This is a genomic window from Pseudomonas shiyinii, assembly GCF_056725765.1.
Map to the genome: position 1 here is coordinate 701779 of NZ_CM161522.1, position 15900 is coordinate 717678.

16 protein-coding genes are annotated in these 15900 nt (G+C 63.8%); 9 read left to right on the top strand and 7 right to left on the bottom strand.

The features are described 5' to 3' along the window. Together ACXHGZ_RS03385 and ACXHGZ_RS03390 are read left to right on the top strand one after the other, a co-directional pair. Entirely contained in the window at positions 1-1158 is a 1158-nt protein-coding gene (locus tag ACXHGZ_RS03385; RefSeq protein WP_084855833.1) for a phospholipase D-like domain-containing protein, read from the top strand. An 80-nt stretch (positions 1159-1238) separates the two neighbouring features. Then, entirely contained in the window at positions 1239-1817 is a 579-nt protein-coding gene (locus ACXHGZ_RS03390) for a DJ-1/PfpI family protein (protein ID WP_084855834.1), read from the top strand. Positions 1818-2205: 388 nt separating this feature from the next. Here the strand turns inward: ACXHGZ_RS03390 and ACXHGZ_RS03395 are convergent, their stop codons facing one another. Further along, positions 2206-2604 carry a nuclear transport factor 2 family protein gene (locus ACXHGZ_RS03395; protein WP_084855835.1) on the bottom strand — a complete coding sequence of 133 codons (399 nt, stop codon included), beginning with the start codon at positions 2602-2604 and terminating at the stop codon, positions 2206-2208. Positions 2605-2719: 115 nt separating this feature from the next. Between ACXHGZ_RS03395 and ACXHGZ_RS03400 the strand changes: the two genes are divergently transcribed. Further along, a complete protein-coding gene (locus tag ACXHGZ_RS03400) occupies positions 2720-3310 on the top strand; it encodes a GNAT family N-acetyltransferase (protein WP_480462382.1) in 591 nt (196 codons plus the stop codon). After that, positions 3307-4179 (top strand): carbon-nitrogen hydrolase family protein, encoded by an 873-nt coding sequence (locus ACXHGZ_RS03405; protein WP_480462383.1) that lies wholly within the window; start codon positions 3307-3309, stop codon positions 4177-4179. Before ACXHGZ_RS03400 ends, ACXHGZ_RS03405 begins: the two co-directional genes overlap by 4 nt. 68 nt (positions 4180-4247) lie before the next feature. On the opposite strand, the gene ACXHGZ_RS03410 is transcribed toward ACXHGZ_RS03405, so the two are convergent. Next, the gene (locus ACXHGZ_RS03410; RefSeq protein ID WP_043214937.1) at positions 4248-5771 is read right to left on the bottom strand and encodes a fumarate hydratase; all 1524 of its coding nucleotides are present in this window, start codon (positions 5769-5771) and stop codon (positions 4248-4250) included. Between the two features lie 364 nt (positions 5772-6135). Here ACXHGZ_RS03410 and ACXHGZ_RS03415 point away from each other — a divergent pair, with 364 nt between their 5' ends. Further along, positions 6136-7056 carry an iron-sulfur-binding ferredoxin reductase gene (locus tag ACXHGZ_RS03415; RefSeq protein ID WP_480462385.1) on the top strand — a complete coding sequence of 307 codons (921 nt, stop codon included), beginning with the start codon at positions 6136-6138 and terminating at the stop codon, positions 7054-7056. A 136-nt stretch (positions 7057-7192) separates the two neighbouring features. Here the strand turns inward: ACXHGZ_RS03415 and pyk are convergent, their stop codons facing one another. Then, positions 7193-8647 (bottom strand): pyruvate kinase, encoded by a 1455-nt coding sequence (gene pyk, locus ACXHGZ_RS03420; protein WP_084855841.1) that lies wholly within the window; start codon positions 8645-8647, stop codon positions 7193-7195. Between the two features lie 183 nt (positions 8648-8830). Here pyk and ACXHGZ_RS03425 point away from each other — a divergent pair, with 183 nt between their 5' ends. From ACXHGZ_RS03425 to sbcB, 3 genes are all read left to right on the top strand, one after another. Beyond that, positions 8831-9217, top strand: coding sequence for a tol-pal system YbgF family protein (locus ACXHGZ_RS03425; protein WP_084855842.1), 387 nt, complete (start codon positions 8831-8833; stop codon positions 9215-9217). 117 nt (positions 9218-9334) lie between these two features. Continuing rightward, the gene (locus tag ACXHGZ_RS03430; protein WP_480462387.1) at positions 9335-9694 is read left to right on the top strand and encodes a PilZ domain-containing protein; all 360 of its coding nucleotides are present in this window, start codon (positions 9335-9337) and stop codon (positions 9692-9694) included. 88 nt (positions 9695-9782) lie between these two features. After that, positions 9783-11213: an exodeoxyribonuclease I gene (gene sbcB, locus ACXHGZ_RS03435; RefSeq protein ID WP_480462389.1), complete on the top strand. Its 1431-nt coding sequence runs from the start codon at positions 9783-9785 to the stop codon at positions 11211-11213. A gap of 66 nt (positions 11214-11279) precedes the next feature. On the opposite strand, the gene mvaT is transcribed toward sbcB, so the two are convergent. Continuing rightward, positions 11280-11657 carry a histone-like nucleoid-structuring protein MvaT gene (mvaT, locus tag ACXHGZ_RS03440; protein WP_084855845.1) on the bottom strand — a complete coding sequence of 126 codons (378 nt, stop codon included), beginning with the start codon at positions 11655-11657 and terminating at the stop codon, positions 11280-11282. 305 nt (positions 11658-11962) lie between these two features. Between mvaT and purU the strand changes: the two genes are divergently transcribed. Continuing rightward, positions 11963-12814, top strand: coding sequence for a formyltetrahydrofolate deformylase (purU, locus tag ACXHGZ_RS03445; RefSeq protein WP_084855846.1), 852 nt, complete (start codon positions 11963-11965; stop codon positions 12812-12814). 65 nt (positions 12815-12879) lie between these two features. Here the strand turns inward: purU and gpgF are convergent, their stop codons facing one another. Genes gpgF through gpgS form a run of 3 tightly spaced genes read right to left on the bottom strand, consistent with a single transcriptional unit; the run spans position 12880 to position 15747 of the window. Beyond that, on the bottom strand, positions 12880-13872 hold the full coding sequence (gpgF, locus tag ACXHGZ_RS03450; RefSeq protein ID WP_480462390.1) for a glucosaminyl phosphatidylglycerol flippase: 993 nt from the start codon (positions 13870-13872) through the stop codon (positions 12880-12882). After that, positions 13869-14633, bottom strand: a complete 765-nt coding sequence (gene gpgD / locus ACXHGZ_RS03455; RefSeq protein ID WP_480462392.1) for an N-acetylglucosaminyl phosphatidylglycerol deacetylase — start codon at positions 14631-14633, stop codon at positions 13869-13871. Before gpgD ends, gpgF begins: the two co-directional genes overlap by 4 nt. After that, entirely contained in the window at positions 14626-15747 is a 1122-nt protein-coding gene (gene gpgS / locus ACXHGZ_RS03460) for an N-acetylglucosaminyl phosphatidylglycerol synthase (protein ID WP_480462394.1), read from the bottom strand. The genes gpgD and gpgS overlap by 8 nt, the downstream gene beginning before the upstream one ends. Positions 15748-15900: the final 153 nt, after the last annotated feature.

A 15900-nucleotide genomic window follows, 5' to 3' on the forward strand; every position in this document is an offset into this window, starting at 1 on the left:
ATGCCTGGGCCGGTCTTCCCCTGGCGGGATGGCAACGAATTCGAGCTGCTGATCGACGGCCCCGACTTTTTCCCGCGCATGCTCCTGGCAATCATGCGCGCTGAGTTCCAGATCGATCTGGAACTGTACCTGGTAGAAGGGGGCGCTTGTGCCGAGGCGGTGGTCGAGGCCCTGGAGCAGGCCGCTGCCCGTGGCGTACGGGTGCGCTGTCTGTTCGATGACTACGGCTCTTTGGCATTCCCCTCGGCCTTGCGCGAGCGTCTGGAGGCCGCCGGGGTCTACCTGCGCTACTACAACCGCATCCGCTGGCGACGCGGGTTTCGCAACCTGTACCGTGACCACCGCAAGCTGTTGCTGGTGGATGAGCGCTGGGCAGTCGTGGGCGGCACGGGTGTCACGGATGAATTCTGGACGCCGGGTGTCGACACCAGCGAGTGGCATGAGGTGATGGTGCGCATGGAGGGGCCGATCGTCACCGACTGGCAGTTGCTGTTCGATCGCCAATGGCACGCCAACAACCGGCGCACCGCCTGGCGTCCGCCGGAGGGCTTCGGCCTGCCGCGCCTGCCGCGGGTGCCGGCCCAAGGGCAGGGCATGGGCCGGGTGGCCTATGCCGACGCCCGACAGCACCAGGACATCCTGCATTCGTTGGTGCGTGCCTTGAACAGTGGCCAACGCCGTATCTGGTTGGCGACGCCGTATTTCCTGCCGACCTTCAGTGTGCGCCGCTCCTTGCGTCGTGCCGCGCAGAAAGGCATCGATGTGCGCCTGCTGCTCACCGGCCCGCGCACCGACCACCCGGCGGTACGCTACGCCGGGCACCGGTACTACCCGCGCCTGTTGCGGGCCGGCGTTCGGATCTTCGAATACCAGCCGTGCTTCCTGCACTTGAAGATGGTGCTGGTGGACGATTGGGTCAGTGTCGGTTCGTGCAATTTCGACCATTGGAACCTGCACTTCAACCTCGAGGCCAATGTCGAGGCCCTCGACCCTCCGTTGACCGCCGCCGTGGTGGCCAGCTTCGAGCGGGACTTCGGCCTCAGCCAGGAGGTCGACCTGGAGCGCTGGAACGCCCGCCCATTCTGGCGCCGGATGCAGCAGCGGATGTGGGGATGGCTGGACCGCCTGGTGGTCAACCTACTCAATCGTCGCGACTAGACCTGCCGCGGATACCCTGCGGCGTAGAAGCAGACTATCGTGCAGGGATTGTTCCCATGCAACGCAAAGGAGTGGATGCGATGACGGCCAAGAAGATTCTCATGCTGGTGGGCGACTTCGTCGAGGACTACGAGGTGATGGTGCCGTTCCAGGCCCTGAAGATGGTCGGGCATACCGTGCATGCGGTGTGCCCGGAGAAGCTGGCGGGCCAGACGGTGCGCACGGCGATCCATGATTTCGAGGGGGATCAGACCTACAGCGAGAAGCCTGGGCACAACTTTGCCTTGAACTTCGACTTCGTGCAGGTACGGGCCGAAGGGTACGACGCCTTGCTGATTCCGGGTGGGCGGGCGCCTGAATACCTGCGCCTGGACGAGCGGGTGCTGGCGTTGGTGAAGGCGTTCGACCAGGCGGGCAAGCCAATTGCAGCAGTGTGTCATGGGGCGCAGCTACTGGCGGCTGCCGGGGTGTTGGAAGGGAGAGCCTGCAGTGCTTACCCGGCGTGTGCCCCGGAGGTGCGGTTAGCGGGTGGGCGCTTCGTGGATATCGCCATGGACCAGGCGCACGTGGACGGGAACCTGGTGACTGCGCCGGCCTGGCCTGCGCATCCGGCTTGGCTGGCGGCGTTTCTGAAGGTGCTTGGGACGCGGGTTTCCTGATTTCGCGCCCCTGCATCCGGCCTCCTGAGGCGGCGCAAGTTACGCGTGGCGCCTGGGCTGGCGTTGTTTTTTCAGTGGTAGTGGGCTCTTGGGCCAATCGCGGGGCAAGCCCGCTCCCACAGTGATTTCGCAAGTCTTGAGAGCGGCGCAATCTCGGTGGTGTGGCGACAGCCTGCGATGGGCTGCAAAGCAGCCCCAAGCCCTCAAACGGTGGAGCCCCTCCAGACTCAAGGGGCCGCTATGCGGCCCATCGTAGGCTCCGCCAGCTCCCACCAAGCAAGCAGAGCCTGGGCCGTATCTGCACGGCTGGGGAAACCAACCGAAGGCAATTTGGGCTTGTCCCGGGTACAAACCGGAGACATCGTTTACATTTCAAACCGGGTATGGCTCACCCTACCTGCTCAACCCAATCATTCAAATTGTAATAGTTGGTCACCCGCGCAATCTTCCCGCAATGAATGTAGAAGAACGCCCCGGCCGGCAGCACGTAGGTCTGCCCCTTGGCTGGCGGCAGGCCCTCGTCATCGGCCAGGTACTCCCCATGCACCGTGAACTCCGCCGCCGCTCGGCTGCCATCGGCATTCTGCATGACCACGATATCGGCCAGCCGCTCCCGGTAGCAGCGGTTCATCTTTTCCATGAACCCGGCAAACGCCGCCTTGCCCATCTGCCGCTCGCCCTGGTTGATGTCGTGGATCACGTCCTCGCTGAGCAACCCAAGGAAGGTCGGCATGTCCCCGGCGTTAAAGGCTGCGTAGTAGGCGTTCACAAGCTCGGTAGCGGTCATGGCAATGTTCCTGTCGTGTACGGGAAAGGGAATGGTTCGGGCCGGATGATAGGGTTTCCCCTCAAGCCCGGCTTAGCCGAGCGCGTCATCCACATCGACAAAACGACCGCTACGCATGGAAATCCGCCTGTTGCACGGCGCAGCCATTGCGCCTTACATCGATGACCTCGCTCGCCTGCGCCTGACGGTGTTCCGCGAGTTTCCCTACCTTTACGACGGTACGCCGGACTATGAGGCCGAATACCTGTCCACCTATGCCCGCTCCGGGCGTAGCCTGGCGGTGCTGGCCATCGACCAGGGCAGGGTGGTCGGTGCCTCCACCGGCCTGCCCCTGGTCGACGAAACGCCCGAGTTCCAGCAGCCTTTCCTGGCCCAGGGGCGCGACCCGGCCAGCGTCTATTACTTCGGCGAGTCGGTGCTGCTGCCGGCCTACCGTGGCCAGGGCCTGGGCGTGCGCTTCTTTATCGAGCGCGAGTCCTATGCCCACAAGCTCGCCGAGTTCGACTACTGCGCCTTCTGCGCCGTGGAGCGCCCGGCCGGGCATCCGCGTCGGCCTTCGGACTACAAGCCGCTGCACGGCTTCTGGCGTAACCGCGGCTTCCTGCACGACCCCTCGCTGCGCACGACCTATGCCTGGCGTGACCTGGACGATGAACAAGCGTCGTCGAAGATCATGTCGTTCTGGCTCAAGGAGCTGCCGATATGATCCGCCTCGCCGCCTGCCAGTACGCCATCGAGCTGCACGAGACCTGGGAGGCCTATGCCGACCACTTCCAGGCCTTGTGCGCCGAAGCCGTCGAGGGCGGTGCTCAATTGCTGCTGTTGCCGGAGTACGCCGGGCTGGTGCTCAGCGGCCAACTACCCCCGGACCAGCGCAGCGACCTGAAGGGGTCGATCGCCGGCATCCAGCCGCTGCTGGAGCCATGGCTGGCCTTGTGCGAAGGCGTTGCCAGGCGCTGGGGTATCTATCTCCAGCCGGGCAGCCTGCCGGTGCTCGATGCCGATGGTCGCTATCGCAACCGTGCCTGGCTGTTCGGCCCGGACGGCGTGCTGGGGTACCAGGACAAGCTGATCATGACGCGCTTCGAGCGGGAGCAGTGGGACATCGCTGCCGGTGAAGGGCTCAAGGTGTTCGATACCGCACTCGGGCGGTTGGGCATCCTGATCTGCTATGACAATGAATTTCCCCTGCTGGCCCGCCACTTGGCCGAAGGTGGGGCCGACCTGATCCTGGCGCCGAGCTGCACCGACACCGAGGCGGGCTACCACCGCGTACGCATCGGCGCCCAGGCACGGGCGTTGGAGAACCAGATCGCGGTGCTGCAAAGCCCAACGGTGGGCATGGCGGCCTGGTCGCCGGCGCTGGATGAGAATATCGGGCGGGCAGGGCTGTTCGTGCCACCGGACCACGGTATGCCGAGCAATGGGGTGATCGCCGAGAGTGCCGAGCTGTGCCCTGAGGGCAGCCGTTGGCTGATCTGCGAGCTGGATCTGGAGGCGGTACGCCGGGTGCGGCGCGAGGGGCAGGTGTTCATCCGGCGGGACTGGCCGGAGCAGTTCGAATGCGTGAGCTGACATTGGGGCTGCGTTGCAGCCCTTTCGCGGTACAAGGCCGCGAAAGGGCCGCAAAGCGGCTCCGAGGGTTACTTCACTTCGACCGCCAGGCTCTGGGCGATCTTGCTCTGCCACAGGGCAGGGCCGGTGATGTGCACCGACTCGCCGTTGCTGTCCACCGCGACGGTGACCGGCATGTCCTTGACCTCGAACTCGTAGATCGCCTCCATGCCCAGCTCGGCGAACGCCAGGACCTGGGACTTGCGGATCGCCTGGGCCACCAGGTAGGCGGCGCCGCCGACGGCCATCAGGTACACGGCCTTGTTGTCCTTGATCGCCTCGATGGCGGTCGGGCCACGCTCGGACTTGCCGATCATGCCCAGCAGGCCGGTCTGCTCGAGGATCTGGCGGGTGAATTTGTCCATGCGGGTGGCGGTGGTCGGGCCGGCAGGGCCTACCACTTCGTCACCGACCGGGTCGACCGGGCCGACGTAGTAGATGAAGCGGCCCTTGAGGTCGACCGGCAGTTCTTCGCCACGGTTGAGCATCTCGACCATGCGCTTGTGTGCGGCATCGCGGCCGGTGAGCATCTTGCCGTTGAGCAGCAGGGTCTCGCCCGGCTTCCAGCTGGCCACTTCTTCCGGGGTGATTGCGTCGAGGTTGACGCGACGGGCGCTCGGGCCGGCTTCCCAGACGATTTCCGGGTAGGCATCCAGCGACGGCGCTTCCAGCTCGGCAGGGCCGGAGCCGTCCAGCACGAAGTGGGCGTGGCGGGTGGCGGCGCAGTTAGGGATCATGCAGACCGGCAGCGACGCGGCGTGGGTCGGGTAGTCCATGATCTTGACGTCGAGCACGGTGGTCAGGCCGCCCAGGCCCTGGGCGCCGATGCCCAGCTGGTTGACCTTCTCGAACAGCTCCAGGCGCAGCTCTTCGATACGGTTCTGCGGGCCGCGGGCCTTGAGCTCATGGATGTCGATGGACTCCATCAACACTTCCTTGGCCATCACGGCCGCCTTCTCGGCGGTGCCGCCGATACCGATGCCCAGCATGCCCGGTGGGCACCAGCCAGCGCCCATGGTCGGCACGGTCTTCAGGACCCAGTCGACGATCGAGTCGGATGGGTTGAGCATGGCCATCTTCGACTTGTTCTCCGAACCGCCGCCCTTGGCCGCGACGTCGACTTCGACCTTGTCGCCGGGAACGATGGAGTAGTGGATGACGGCCGGGGTGTTGTCCTTGGTGTTCTTGCGGGCACCGGCGGGGTCCGCCAGGATCGAGGCGCGCAGGACGTTTTCAGGCAGGTTGTAGGCGCGGCGCACACCTTCGTTGATCATGTCATCGACGCTCATGGTGGCGCCGTCCCAGCGCACGTCCATACCTACGCGCACGAACACGGTGACGATACCGGTGTCCTGGCAGATCGGGCGGTGGCCGGTGGCGCACATGCGCGAGTTGATCAGGATCTGGGCGATGGAGTCGCGTGCGGCGGGCGACTCTTCACGCAGGTAGGCCTCGTGCATCGCCTGGATGAAATCGACGGGGTGGTAGTACGAGATGAATTGCAGGGCGTCGGCAACGCTCTGAATCAGGTCGTCTTGCTTGATCACGGTCATGCAGCGCGCTCCTCTTAAAGACGGGAACATTTCGTAAAGGCACTTCCGACACAGCCGACCAGCGCGTCGAAACACCTTGCAAGGCGCGCCGGCAGGCAGTGGCCGACGCAAAAGGGCGCGGCAGTATAGCGCGCATCCGTGGCCGGCACACCTGCGCGTGGTCTGGACCAAGGTCGGCACGGGGCGGGCATTCTTTTTGCTGCGAACGTGCGATCCTGTTGCATGAGGGCCGCTGCGCGGCCATCGCCGGCAAGCCGGCTCCCACCTGTCCTGCGCTGTGTTCAGAGACACCGCCATACTTGTGGGCTGGCTTGCCAGCGATGCAGCCTCAAGTGATTTTTGAACTGAACGAGATTTTCTGACCATGCCCGAACTCTGTGTCGGCGACCGCTGCTGGACGGTGCCGATCGCCAGCAACCTGCTCGATGCCTTGAACGAGGCCGGCGTCACGGTGCCCTACAGCTGCCGCGCCGGCAGTTGTCATGCCTGCTTGGTGCGCTGCCTGGATGGCCACCCGCTCGAGGCCATGCCCGAGGCCTTGAGCCCGGCGCAGCGTGAGCAGGGCTGGTGCCTGGCCTGCCAGTGCCAGGTGCAGGGCGACTTGCGCGTGGCGGTGTTCGACCCGCGCAGCGATGGTCAGGCCGCAACGGTGTATGACTTGGCCTGGTTCGGTGACGTGCTGCGCTTGCGCCTGCGCCCCGAGCGGCCGCTGCGCTACCAGGCAGGGCAGCACCTGGTGCTGTGGCTTGGAACGGTGGCCCGGCCATATTCCTTGGCGAGCGTGCCGGGAGAAGATGATTTTCTCGAATTTCATATCGATTGCCGGCACTCGGGGGCTTTTTGTGGTCAGGCCCGCCTGCTGCGGGTCGGCGATGCGTTGCGCCTGGGAGAGCTCAGGGGCGGGGCGTTGCACTATGACCCGGGCTGGCAGGAGCGGCCGCTCTGGCTGCTGGCGGCAGGTACGGGGCTGGCGCCGTTATGGGGCATTTTGCGAGAGGCGTTACGGCAGGGGCATCAAGGGGAGATCAGGGTAGTACATGTGGCGTGCGATAGCCTTGGTCACTATCTGGCTGAGCCGCTGATGCACCTGGAAGGCGTGAATGTCGAGCTGGTGCTGGCGGAGCAGTTGGATGAAACGCTGGCAGGATTGCGGCCGTCCTCGCGGCAAACGGTGGCGTTGGTGTGCGGAGCGCCGGGAAGTGTCGAGCGCTTTGCTCGGCGGCTGTTCATTGCCGGGGTGCCGAGGAACCAGATGTTCTCTGATGTGTTTGTCGAGCATGCCTGAGTGGACGGGGAGGGCTTCGCCCTCCTTTCGCGGCACAAGGCCGCTCCTACAGGGGCAGCGCAAGACCCCGGCCTGCGCGATACCTGTAGGAGCGGCCTTGCGCCGCGAAAGGGCCGCAAAGCGGCCCTCGGGGCTATCAGCCAACCAGCGGGTCACCCACATGCAGGATCTTCATGCCGTTGGTGCCACCGATGGTGTGGTAGCTGTCGCCCTTGGTCAGGATCACCCAGTCGCCTTGCTCCACCAGGCCGCGCTTGAGCAGCTCGTCGACGGCTGCCTGGCTGACCTTGTCCGCCGGCAGTGAAGCCGGGTCGAAGGCGATGGGGTACACGCCACGGAACAGCGAGGCGCGCGCCTGGGTGGCGCGGTGCGGCGACATGGCGAAGATCGGCACATGCGAGCGCAGGCGCGACATGATCAGCGGGGTGTAGCCACTCTCGGTAAGCGAGATGATCGCCTTGACCCCCGGGAAGTGGTTGGCCGTGTACATGGCCGCCAGGGCAATGCTTTCGTCGCAGCGTTCGAAAGTGGTGTGCAGGCGGTGGCTGGACTTCTGGCTGGTCGGATGCTTCTCGGCACCCTGGCAGATGCGTGCCATGGCCTGGACTGCTTCGATCGGGTAGGCGCCGGCGGCGCTTTCGGCCGAGAGCATCACCGCGTCGGTGTTGTCCAGCACGGCGTTGGCCACGTCGGAAACCTCGGCGCGGGTCGGCATCGGGTTCTGGATCATCGACTCCATCATCTGGGTCGCGACGATCACCGCCTTGTTGTTGCGGCGGGCGTGCTGGATGATCTTCTTCTGGATGGCGATCAGCTCGGCGTCGCCGATTTCCACGCCCAGGTCACCACGGGCGACCATTACGGCGTCGGAAGCGGCGATCAGGCCATCGAGGGTCTCATCGTCGGCCACGGCTTCGGCGCGCTCGATCTTGGACACCAGCCAGGCGGTGCCGCCGGCTTCGTCGCGCAGCTTGCGGGCGTATTCCATGTCCTTGGCATCGCGCGGGAAGGAGACGGCCAGGTAGTCCAGGTCCATTTCCGCGGCCAGCTTGATGTCGGCCTTGTCTTTTTCGGTCAGGGCCGGCGCGGTCAGGCCGCCACCTTTGCGGTTGATGCCCTTGTGGTCGGACAGCGGGCCGCCGACGATCACCACGCAGTGCAAGGCATCGGCCGTGGCGGTCTCGACGCGCATGACCACGCGGCCGTCGTCGAGCAGCAGTTCGTCACCGACGCCGCAGTCCTTGACCAGGTCGGGATAATCGATACCGACGATGTCCTGGTTGCCTTCGGTCAGCGGGTGGACGGTGGAGAAGGTGAACTTGTCACCGATCTTCAGTTCGATGCGCTTGTTGGTGAACTTGGCGATGCGGATCTTCGGACCCTGCAGGTCGCCCAGCAGCGCCACATGGCGGCCGTTCTTGGCGGCGATCTCGCGGATCAGGCGGGCGCGGGCCTTGTGCTCGTCCGGGGTGCCGTGGGAGAAGTTCAGGCGTGCCACGTCCAGGCCGGCGAGGATCAGCTGTTCGATCACTTGCGGCGAGTTGCTGGCGGGGCCAAGGGTGGCGACGATTTTGGTACGGCGGATGGTCATGCACAGACTCCTATAGTGAAGCGCAGCGAAAGGCTACTCCTGAATATCGCTGTAGTCATTGTTCCGTTGCACTACCTCCGGGTTCGGCAGGCTGGCATTTGAACGGACCGGGGTATGCTTGCATGCACGTGTGAAGATTTGCCGCGCGCGGCCGATACCCTGCTCATCAAAGGAGATTCCCCCATGCGTGCCCTGATCGTTTTGGCCGTGGCGGCCAGTGTCGTCGGTTGTACCCGCTGGTCCATGGACCATCACCTGAACAATGCCTACCGCGCCTACGACCGTGGCGATTGCCAGCGCGTGATGCTGGAGCTGTCCCAGGTCGACCGCACCAGCCGGGCCCGGCCATTCATCCATCCCGAGGTCTCGATGCTGCGCGGCCAATGCCTGGAGCGCCAGAAACTCTATGTGGATGCGGCGCAGACCTACCAGTACCTGATCCAGCGCTACCCACACAACGAGTATGCCTACCGGGCCAAGGCGCGTTTGCAGACCCTCGAGCAGCTGGGCCATTACCGCCCAGGCGAGGCGGCACTCGCGAGCCCGGCGGCAGCTACACCTTGGCGTTAATACCAAGGTGTTCTTGCTATCACCGAAACAGCCACCTGCGCTGAGCTAATCTGTTAAGGGTTGTAACGTTCATCGCCAGTACCTTGTCTTCCTGGCATCAGGTACGGACCGCGCCCCATGTTTATCCAACGTCATATAGAGCGGCATCAACTGCCTTGCATGCTCAAGGTCTACAACCGTTATACCGACCAGCCGATCGGCTTCCTGGGCAACGCCTCGGAAGATGGCATGATGCTGATCAGCCACTTGCCGGTGCTGGTGGGGCCGGACTTCGAGCTGCAGTTGCGCCTGCCGCTCGCTGGCGCAGCTAGCCAGTGCATCGACCTGACAGCCAGTTGCCTCTGGTGCCGTGAAGATCAGACGCCCGGCCACTACGATGCAGGGTTCATGTTGCTGCAGCCGCCGCGCGAGTACGAGGACTTCGTCCGGGCGCTGCGTGACTACTTCAGTTTTCGTCCCCTGAACGCCTCCGCATAAGGCGCACGCAATGCGCTGCATCGAAATCGGTATTCGAATTGACCGGCCAGGCCGCTAGACTCTGTCGACCTTGTTACAGGAAGACCCCGTGAGCTCCAGCATCTTCTGGCACGACTACGAAACCACCGGCATCAACCCCCGTTGCGACCGTCCGCTGCAGGTCGCCGGCGTGCGCACCGACCTCGAGCTCAACGAGATCGAAGCGCCCTTCAACCTGTATTGCCGGCCCAGTGACGATATCCTGCCGCACCCGGCGGCATGCCTGGTGACGGGCATCACGCCCGCGCAGTTGGCCGCCAACGGCGTGGGCGAAGCCGAATTCATGACCCGCGTGCATGAGCAACTGGCACGCCCCGGTACCTGCGGTGCCGGCTACAACACCTTGCGTTTCGACGACGAGGTCACCCGCTACAGCCTCTATCGCAATTTCTTCGACCCGTATGCACGCGAATGGCAGGGCGGCAACAGCCGCTGGGACTTGATCGATGTGGTGCGCACCGCCTATGCGTTGCGCCCGGAGGGCATCGTCTGGCCGCAACAGGACGGGCGCACCAGCCTGCGCCTGGAGCTGCTCAGCAAGGCCAACGGTATCGACCATGGGCAGGCGCACGAGGCGCTGTCCGACGTGCGGGCAACCATCGCCCTGGCGCGCCTGATTCGTGAAAAACAACCCCGCTTATATGACTGGCTGTTCAACCTGCGCAGCAAACACAAGGTCATGGAACACATTCGCCTCCTACAGCCCCTGGTGCATGTGTCGAGGCGTTTTTCGGCGGAGCGTAGTTACCTGGGGGTCGTATTGCCGTTGGCCTGGCATCCACGTAATCGCAATGCGTTGATTGTATGTGACCTGCATCTGGACAGCGCGCCGCTGTTGCAGGACAGTGCCGAAACATTACGAAAATGTTTGTATACCCGGCGTGACGAATTGTCTGATGGACAATTACCTGTTCCTCTGAAGTTGGTGCAGATCAACCGTTGTCCGGTCCTCGCTCCGTTGTCGGTATTACGGCCTGCCGACCAGCAACGGCTGGGGCTGGATATGGCCCTCCTGCAACAGCGCGGCGAACATTTGGCCAATCAGCAACACCTTTGGCAGGGCAAGCTGGACGCTATTTACACAGGCGACGAGTTTGCTCCCAGCGAAGATCCGGAGCAGCAACTGTATGACGGTTTCCTGGGCGATCGGGATCGTCGATTATGCGAACAGGTCCGTAGCCTTGACCCTCGCCAATTGGGGCAGGGGCATTGGATGTTCGACGACCCACGAATGCCGGAATTGTTGTTCCGTTACCGTGCCAGGAACTTTACCGACACCTTGACTGCAGAAGAACAGCAACGTTGGCATCGGTTCTGCCAGCAGCGTTTGAGTGACCCGCGCTTGGGCGCGCCGAATACGTTGGGTGACTTCGAACAGGCGTGCCAGAGCGCCTGGAGTACGGCTGACGAGGCAGGGCGACAAGTGCTGGACGCATGGCGAGCCTATGTCCAGCAATTGAAAGCGCAGTATCAGTTGTAGCGTCGAGCCCATAAAAAACGCCGGCAATAGGCCGGCGTTTTTCATGGGTATTGCACAAGCAACCCTTTAATCCAACAGGGTTGCCCAGCTTTCAACCACATCACCGCCCCACTTGGCTTTCCACTCTTTCAGGGTCTTGTGGTTGCCGCCTTTGGTTTCGATCACTTCACCGTTGTGCGGGTTCTTGTATTGCTTGACCTTACGGGCACGTTTGGTGCCGGTGGCCTTGACGGCACCGCGCGGTGCTTTGCTCAGCTTGGATTCTGGATCCAGCAGGGCGATCACGTCGCGCAGGGACTTGGAGTATTCACCCATCAGCGCGCGCAGTTTGCCTTCGAATTCCAGCTCTTTCTTCAGCTTGTCATCTTGAGACAGGTTGGCCAGGCGGGCCTGAAGTTCCTTGATAGCTTCTTCGGTGGCGCGGTATTCGTTGATCAGGGACATGGAGTGTTCCTTGAGTAGCATGTTCGAGGGATAACAGTTCGGGGCAATAATAGACAGGCCAAACTCGCAAGTAAACAATTAAAAAGACAATGAACTGTTAATTGTTGTGCGACAAAGCAGGCCTTGGGTTAAGAAATTTTTACATATCGGCTGGCAAATTCATCCTTTCCTACAGATATTGCCCACGATAGCGTTTGCCGGCGGTACAAGCGGCAGGGCATCCCGGGGTCGGGACAATCGATACTGCGTTTTTTCCGGAGGGCCGCTAGAATGTGCGCCTTTGCGAAGTTTCCGGAGTCTCCTTCATGCGCACCTATCGACTGGTGATTGCCTGCCCCGACCGTGTCGGCATTGTGGCGAAAGTCAGTAATTTCCTGGCCTTGTACAACGGCTGGATCAACGAAGCCAGCCACCACTCCGATGAGCAGAGTGGTTGGTTCTTCATGCGCCATGAGATCCGCGCCGAATCCCTGCCCTTTGGCATCGAGGCCTTCCGCGAGGCGTTCGCGCCGATCGCCGAAGAGTTCTCCATGACTTGGCGAATCACCGATTCGGCCCAGAAGAAGCGCGTTGTCCTGATGGCCAGCCGTGAGTCCCACTGCCTGGCCGACCTGCTGCATCGCTGGCACACCGATGAGCTCGATTGCGACATCCCATGCGTGATCTCCAACCACAACGACCTGCGCAGCATGGTCGAGTGGCACGGCATTCCATTCTTCCATGTCCCGGTGGACCCGAAGGACAAGCAACCTGCATTCGCCGAAGTGTCGCGTCTGGTCGAGGAACACGGTGCCGACGTAGTGGTACTGGCCCGCTACATGCAAATCCTGCCACCGCAGCTGTGCCAGGAATACGCTGAAAAGGTGATCAACATCCACCACAGCTTCCTGCCGTCCTTCGTCGGTGCCAAGCCTTACCACCAGGCGGCCCTGCGTGGCGTAAAACTGATCGGCGCCACCTGCCACTACGTCACCGAGGAGCTGGACGCAGGCCCCATCATCGAGCAGGACGTGGTACGTGTGAGCCATGCCGACAGCATCGAGGACATGGTGCGGTTCGGCCGTGACGTGGAAAAGATGGTGCTGGCCCGCGGCCTGCGCTATCACCTGGAAGACCGCGTGCTGGTGCATGGCAACAAGACCGTAGTGTTCGACTGATCGCCATCGCTGCGGCTCGGGCCGCGAAATCTTCTCGATGCGGGCCGCAGAGCGGCCCATGGCGCTCAGCGCGTCTGACGACGCCAGCGCTCCAGCAATGGGCGCGCCAACAGGCAGACGAACACCGGCCCGCCCGCGATCAAATAGAAGTAGTAGGTCACCGCGCGCCAGATCAGGATCGCTGCGGCGGCCGTCGAACTGCCCACCAGGGGCGCGAGCAGGCTGGCCGAGGTCAGCTCGGCTGCACCCGCTCCGCCGGGCAACAGGCTGAACTGCCCTGCACTGAGCGAAAGGATCTGCACCAGGAAACTGGGGATCCACGACAACTCCACGCCCAAACCTCGCAATACCAGGTACAGCACGCTGTAGCGCAGGCTCCAGTGGGCGCAGGTCAGGGTGAAGACCAGGGCCAGGGTGCGCTTGGGCAGGCGCCAGGTATCCGTCAGGGCGTGCACGAACCGCAGCAGCTTGCGCGCCCAGCGTCGCCGTCGCCGGCATGACATGCCCAACCGATACAACAATCGCCCATTGAAACGCATCACCGCGCGGCGATAGCGCAGCAGCGCGACGATCCCTGCCAGAGCCGAGCACAGCAGCAAGGCGCTGCCCAACAGCATGCTTTCCTGAGTGTGCCCCAGGCTGTGGAACAGGGCGTAGCCGGCAATGGCCAGCATGGCGCAGAAGAAAAACACCAAGTCATTGAGCTGGTCCATGGCGAACACGGCGCCGCTGCGCGCCGGGCCGATACGCTCGCGGGCCAGCAACGCCATGAGCGTCAGCGGCCCGCCACTGCCGCCCGGGGTGGTGCAGATGGCGAATTCGGTGGCCATGATCACGCCCAGGCTGCGGACCCGGCCGAGCCTGGTGCCCTGCTGGCCGAGCAGCAGGCGCAGGCGCAGGGCATTGATCATCCAGCACACCAGAATCATGCCCAGCAGTATCGCCATCAGCCCGGGGGCGAAGGATTTCAGGCGTGGCAGCAGGTCACCACCGCCCAACAGGGCCGGGACCAGCACTGCCACCAGCAGCGCCAGCCCCAGCCAGCCGAAGCGGTTCATGCGACAGCCTGGCGTGCCAGCCAGGCAGATTTGGTCAGCGGTTGACGGCCTTGCTCGAGCAATGTGTGCAAGGTGCGCAGCCAATAGTCACGGGAGGATCGATGGCGCATGTCCACCGGGTGCAGCCCCAGGCGCAGGGTGTCGGCTTCGCGCCATCGCCGGCACTGCCAATCGCAGACCATCCGTGACAGCCCGCGGCGCCAGGCACTGCGGGCGCTCCACACCAGGCCGGGGGCGTCGATGGCGGTGAATTCCGGCAGTCGGTAGAGGTGCCGTGGTGTGCTGGTATAGCGCAGCGGTAGACGGCGCAGGGCCTGGCGCGTGCCTTCGCTCATCAGCCAGGCCGGGGCGACGAAGCCGGCCACAGGCCAGGCATGGCGATGGAATACTTCCAGCCCGGCCTCCAGGCGCAGCAAGGCATCGGCTTCGTCCAGCCCATAGAACTCGCCTTCGTGGGTATAGACCCTGCGCATGAAGAACTCGCCGGGGCTGCGTGGCGCCGGAGCGTCGTCGGTGTGGAAGTAGCCATGCAGGGCCAGTTCGTCCCCCTGTGCCAGGCGTCGCTCGAGCAGCCGGCAGAAGGTCGGTGAGCGCGCCAACGCATTGCGGTGGTGAAAGTCCGGTACCACCAGCCAGGTCATTGGCACCCCACCGAGCTGGTCCACGGCCTGGACGAAGGGCTGGTAGTCGGGCCAGGTCTCGGGCGCGACGTCGTGCAGCACCAGCATCAGGCTGCGTGGCGCGGCGGCCGCCTCAACCATGGGCACGCACCTGCGGCTGATGGCCCAGCACGGCCTGGTAGTGGGCGAGCAAGCCATCGACCACCTTGTCCCAGGCGTAGTGCTGCTCCACGTGGCGGCGGGCCTGGGCGCCGAGACGCCGCACACCAGCCTCGAAGATTTCCCGCACCGCGGTGGCCATGGCCTGGCCGTCGTTGGGTGTGCACAGGCGACCGCACTGGTCGGTGATGATCTCGCCGAAGGCACCGGCATGCACCGCCACCACCGGCGTGGCGCTGGCCATGGCTTCGAGGATGACCAGGCCGAAGGTTTCCTGGTCTCCGGCATGCACCAGCAGGTCGGCGCTGGCGAACAACCGGGCGACCTCCTGGGGCGGGCAGAAGTGGTCGATGACGCTGACATTGCCCGGTACGTTGGCGGGCATGTTGGAGCCAACCAGCAGCAAGTGGTAGTGGCGGCCCAGGCGGGTCATGCAGTCGAGCAGCACCGGCAGGTTCTTCTCCCGCGAACCGCGGCCGGCGAACACCAGCAGGCGGGTGGTGTCGGGGATGCCGAGCTCGGCGCGTAGGTGAGGGTCGCGGTGTTCGGGGTTGAAGGTGGCCAGGTCTACGCCCAAGCGTTGCACATGCACATCCTTGACCCCGAGCCGGCACAGTTTGTCGGCCATCACCTGGCTGGGCGCCAGGACCCGGTCGAAGTTGCCGTAGAGCTTGCTGACATAGGCCTCGACATTGGGGGTGAACCAATTGCCCATGCGGTTGCTGACCAGCAACGGCAGGTCGGAGTGATAGAAACCAATCACCGGGACGTCAAGCTTGCGCCGCGCCTCGAGGGCGGCCCAGGCGGTGAGGTAGGGGTCGCCGACTTCGATCAGGTCCGGCTGCAGGCGCCGCAGCACATTGCACCAGGGAGCCAGGCGTACCGGGAAACGGTAGCCGTTGCCGAAGGGCAAGGGCGGTGCCGGCACCTGGTAGATGCCGTTGGCATGGCTGGCGCTGGCGCCGGGGATCAAGAGGCTGTGACGCACGCCTGGCCTGGCGTCGAGTCGGCGATGTTTGGCATCAAGATAGGTACGTACGCCTCCGCTGGCCGGGGCGTAGAACATGGTGATGTCAGCGATGTGCACGATCAGCATCCCTCCGGGATCGTCTTCGGGTCTGTCATCTGGCGGTAATGGCCGTGATGACACGCCTAAAGGTTGACCTTCCTTAAGGATAGTTTGTTCGATCGGGGTTCGAGGCGAGGGCGGGCCTTGTCCTGCAGGCGTGAGGCGCCACGGCGTCTTGTC

Excerpts from the sequence above, each read along its gene's own strand:
- purU (WP_084855846.1), top strand. The coding sequence starts at position 11,963 with ATGCGCACCTATCGACTGGTGATTGCCTGCCCCGACCGTGTCGGCATT.
- pyk (WP_084855841.1), bottom strand. The coding sequence starts at position 8,647 with ATGACCATCCGCCGTACCAAAATCGTCGCCACCCTTGGCCCCGCCAGC.
- gpgF (WP_480462390.1), bottom strand. The coding sequence starts at position 13,872 with ATGAACCGCTTCGGCTGGCTGGGGCTGGCGCTGCTGGTGGCAGTGCTG.
- ACXHGZ_RS03425 (WP_084855842.1), top strand. The coding sequence starts at position 8,831 with ATGCGTGCCCTGATCGTTTTGGCCGTGGCGGCCAGTGTCGTCGGTTGT.
- ACXHGZ_RS03430 (WP_480462387.1), top strand. The coding sequence starts at position 9,335 with ATGTTTATCCAACGTCATATAGAGCGGCATCAACTGCCTTGCATGCTC.
- ACXHGZ_RS03395 (WP_084855835.1), bottom strand. The coding sequence starts at position 2,604 with ATGACCGCTACCGAGCTTGTGAACGCCTACTACGCAGCCTTTAACGCC.
- ACXHGZ_RS03405 (WP_480462383.1), top strand. The coding sequence starts at position 3,307 with ATGATCCGCCTCGCCGCCTGCCAGTACGCCATCGAGCTGCACGAGACC.
- mvaT (WP_084855845.1), bottom strand. The coding sequence starts at position 11,657 with ATGTCCCTGATCAACGAATACCGCGCCACCGAAGAAGCTATCAAGGAA.
- gpgS (WP_480462394.1), bottom strand. The coding sequence starts at position 15,747 with ATGCTGATCGTGCACATCGCTGACATCACCATGTTCTACGCCCCGGCC.
- ACXHGZ_RS03415 (WP_480462385.1), top strand. The coding sequence starts at position 6,136 with ATGCCCGAACTCTGTGTCGGCGACCGCTGCTGGACGGTGCCGATCGCC.
- ACXHGZ_RS03390 (WP_084855834.1), top strand. The coding sequence starts at position 1,239 with ATGACGGCCAAGAAGATTCTCATGCTGGTGGGCGACTTCGTCGAGGAC.
- ACXHGZ_RS03410 (WP_043214937.1), bottom strand. The coding sequence starts at position 5,771 with ATGACCGTGATCAAGCAAGACGACCTGATTCAGAGCGTTGCCGACGCC.
- ACXHGZ_RS03385 (WP_084855833.1), top strand. The coding sequence starts at position 1 with ATGCCTGGGCCGGTCTTCCCCTGGCGGGATGGCAACGAATTCGAGCTG.
- ACXHGZ_RS03400 (WP_480462382.1), top strand. The coding sequence starts at position 2,720 with ATGGAAATCCGCCTGTTGCACGGCGCAGCCATTGCGCCTTACATCGAT.
- gpgD (WP_480462392.1), bottom strand. The coding sequence starts at position 14,633 with ATGGTTGAGGCGGCCGCCGCGCCACGCAGCCTGATGCTGGTGCTGCAC.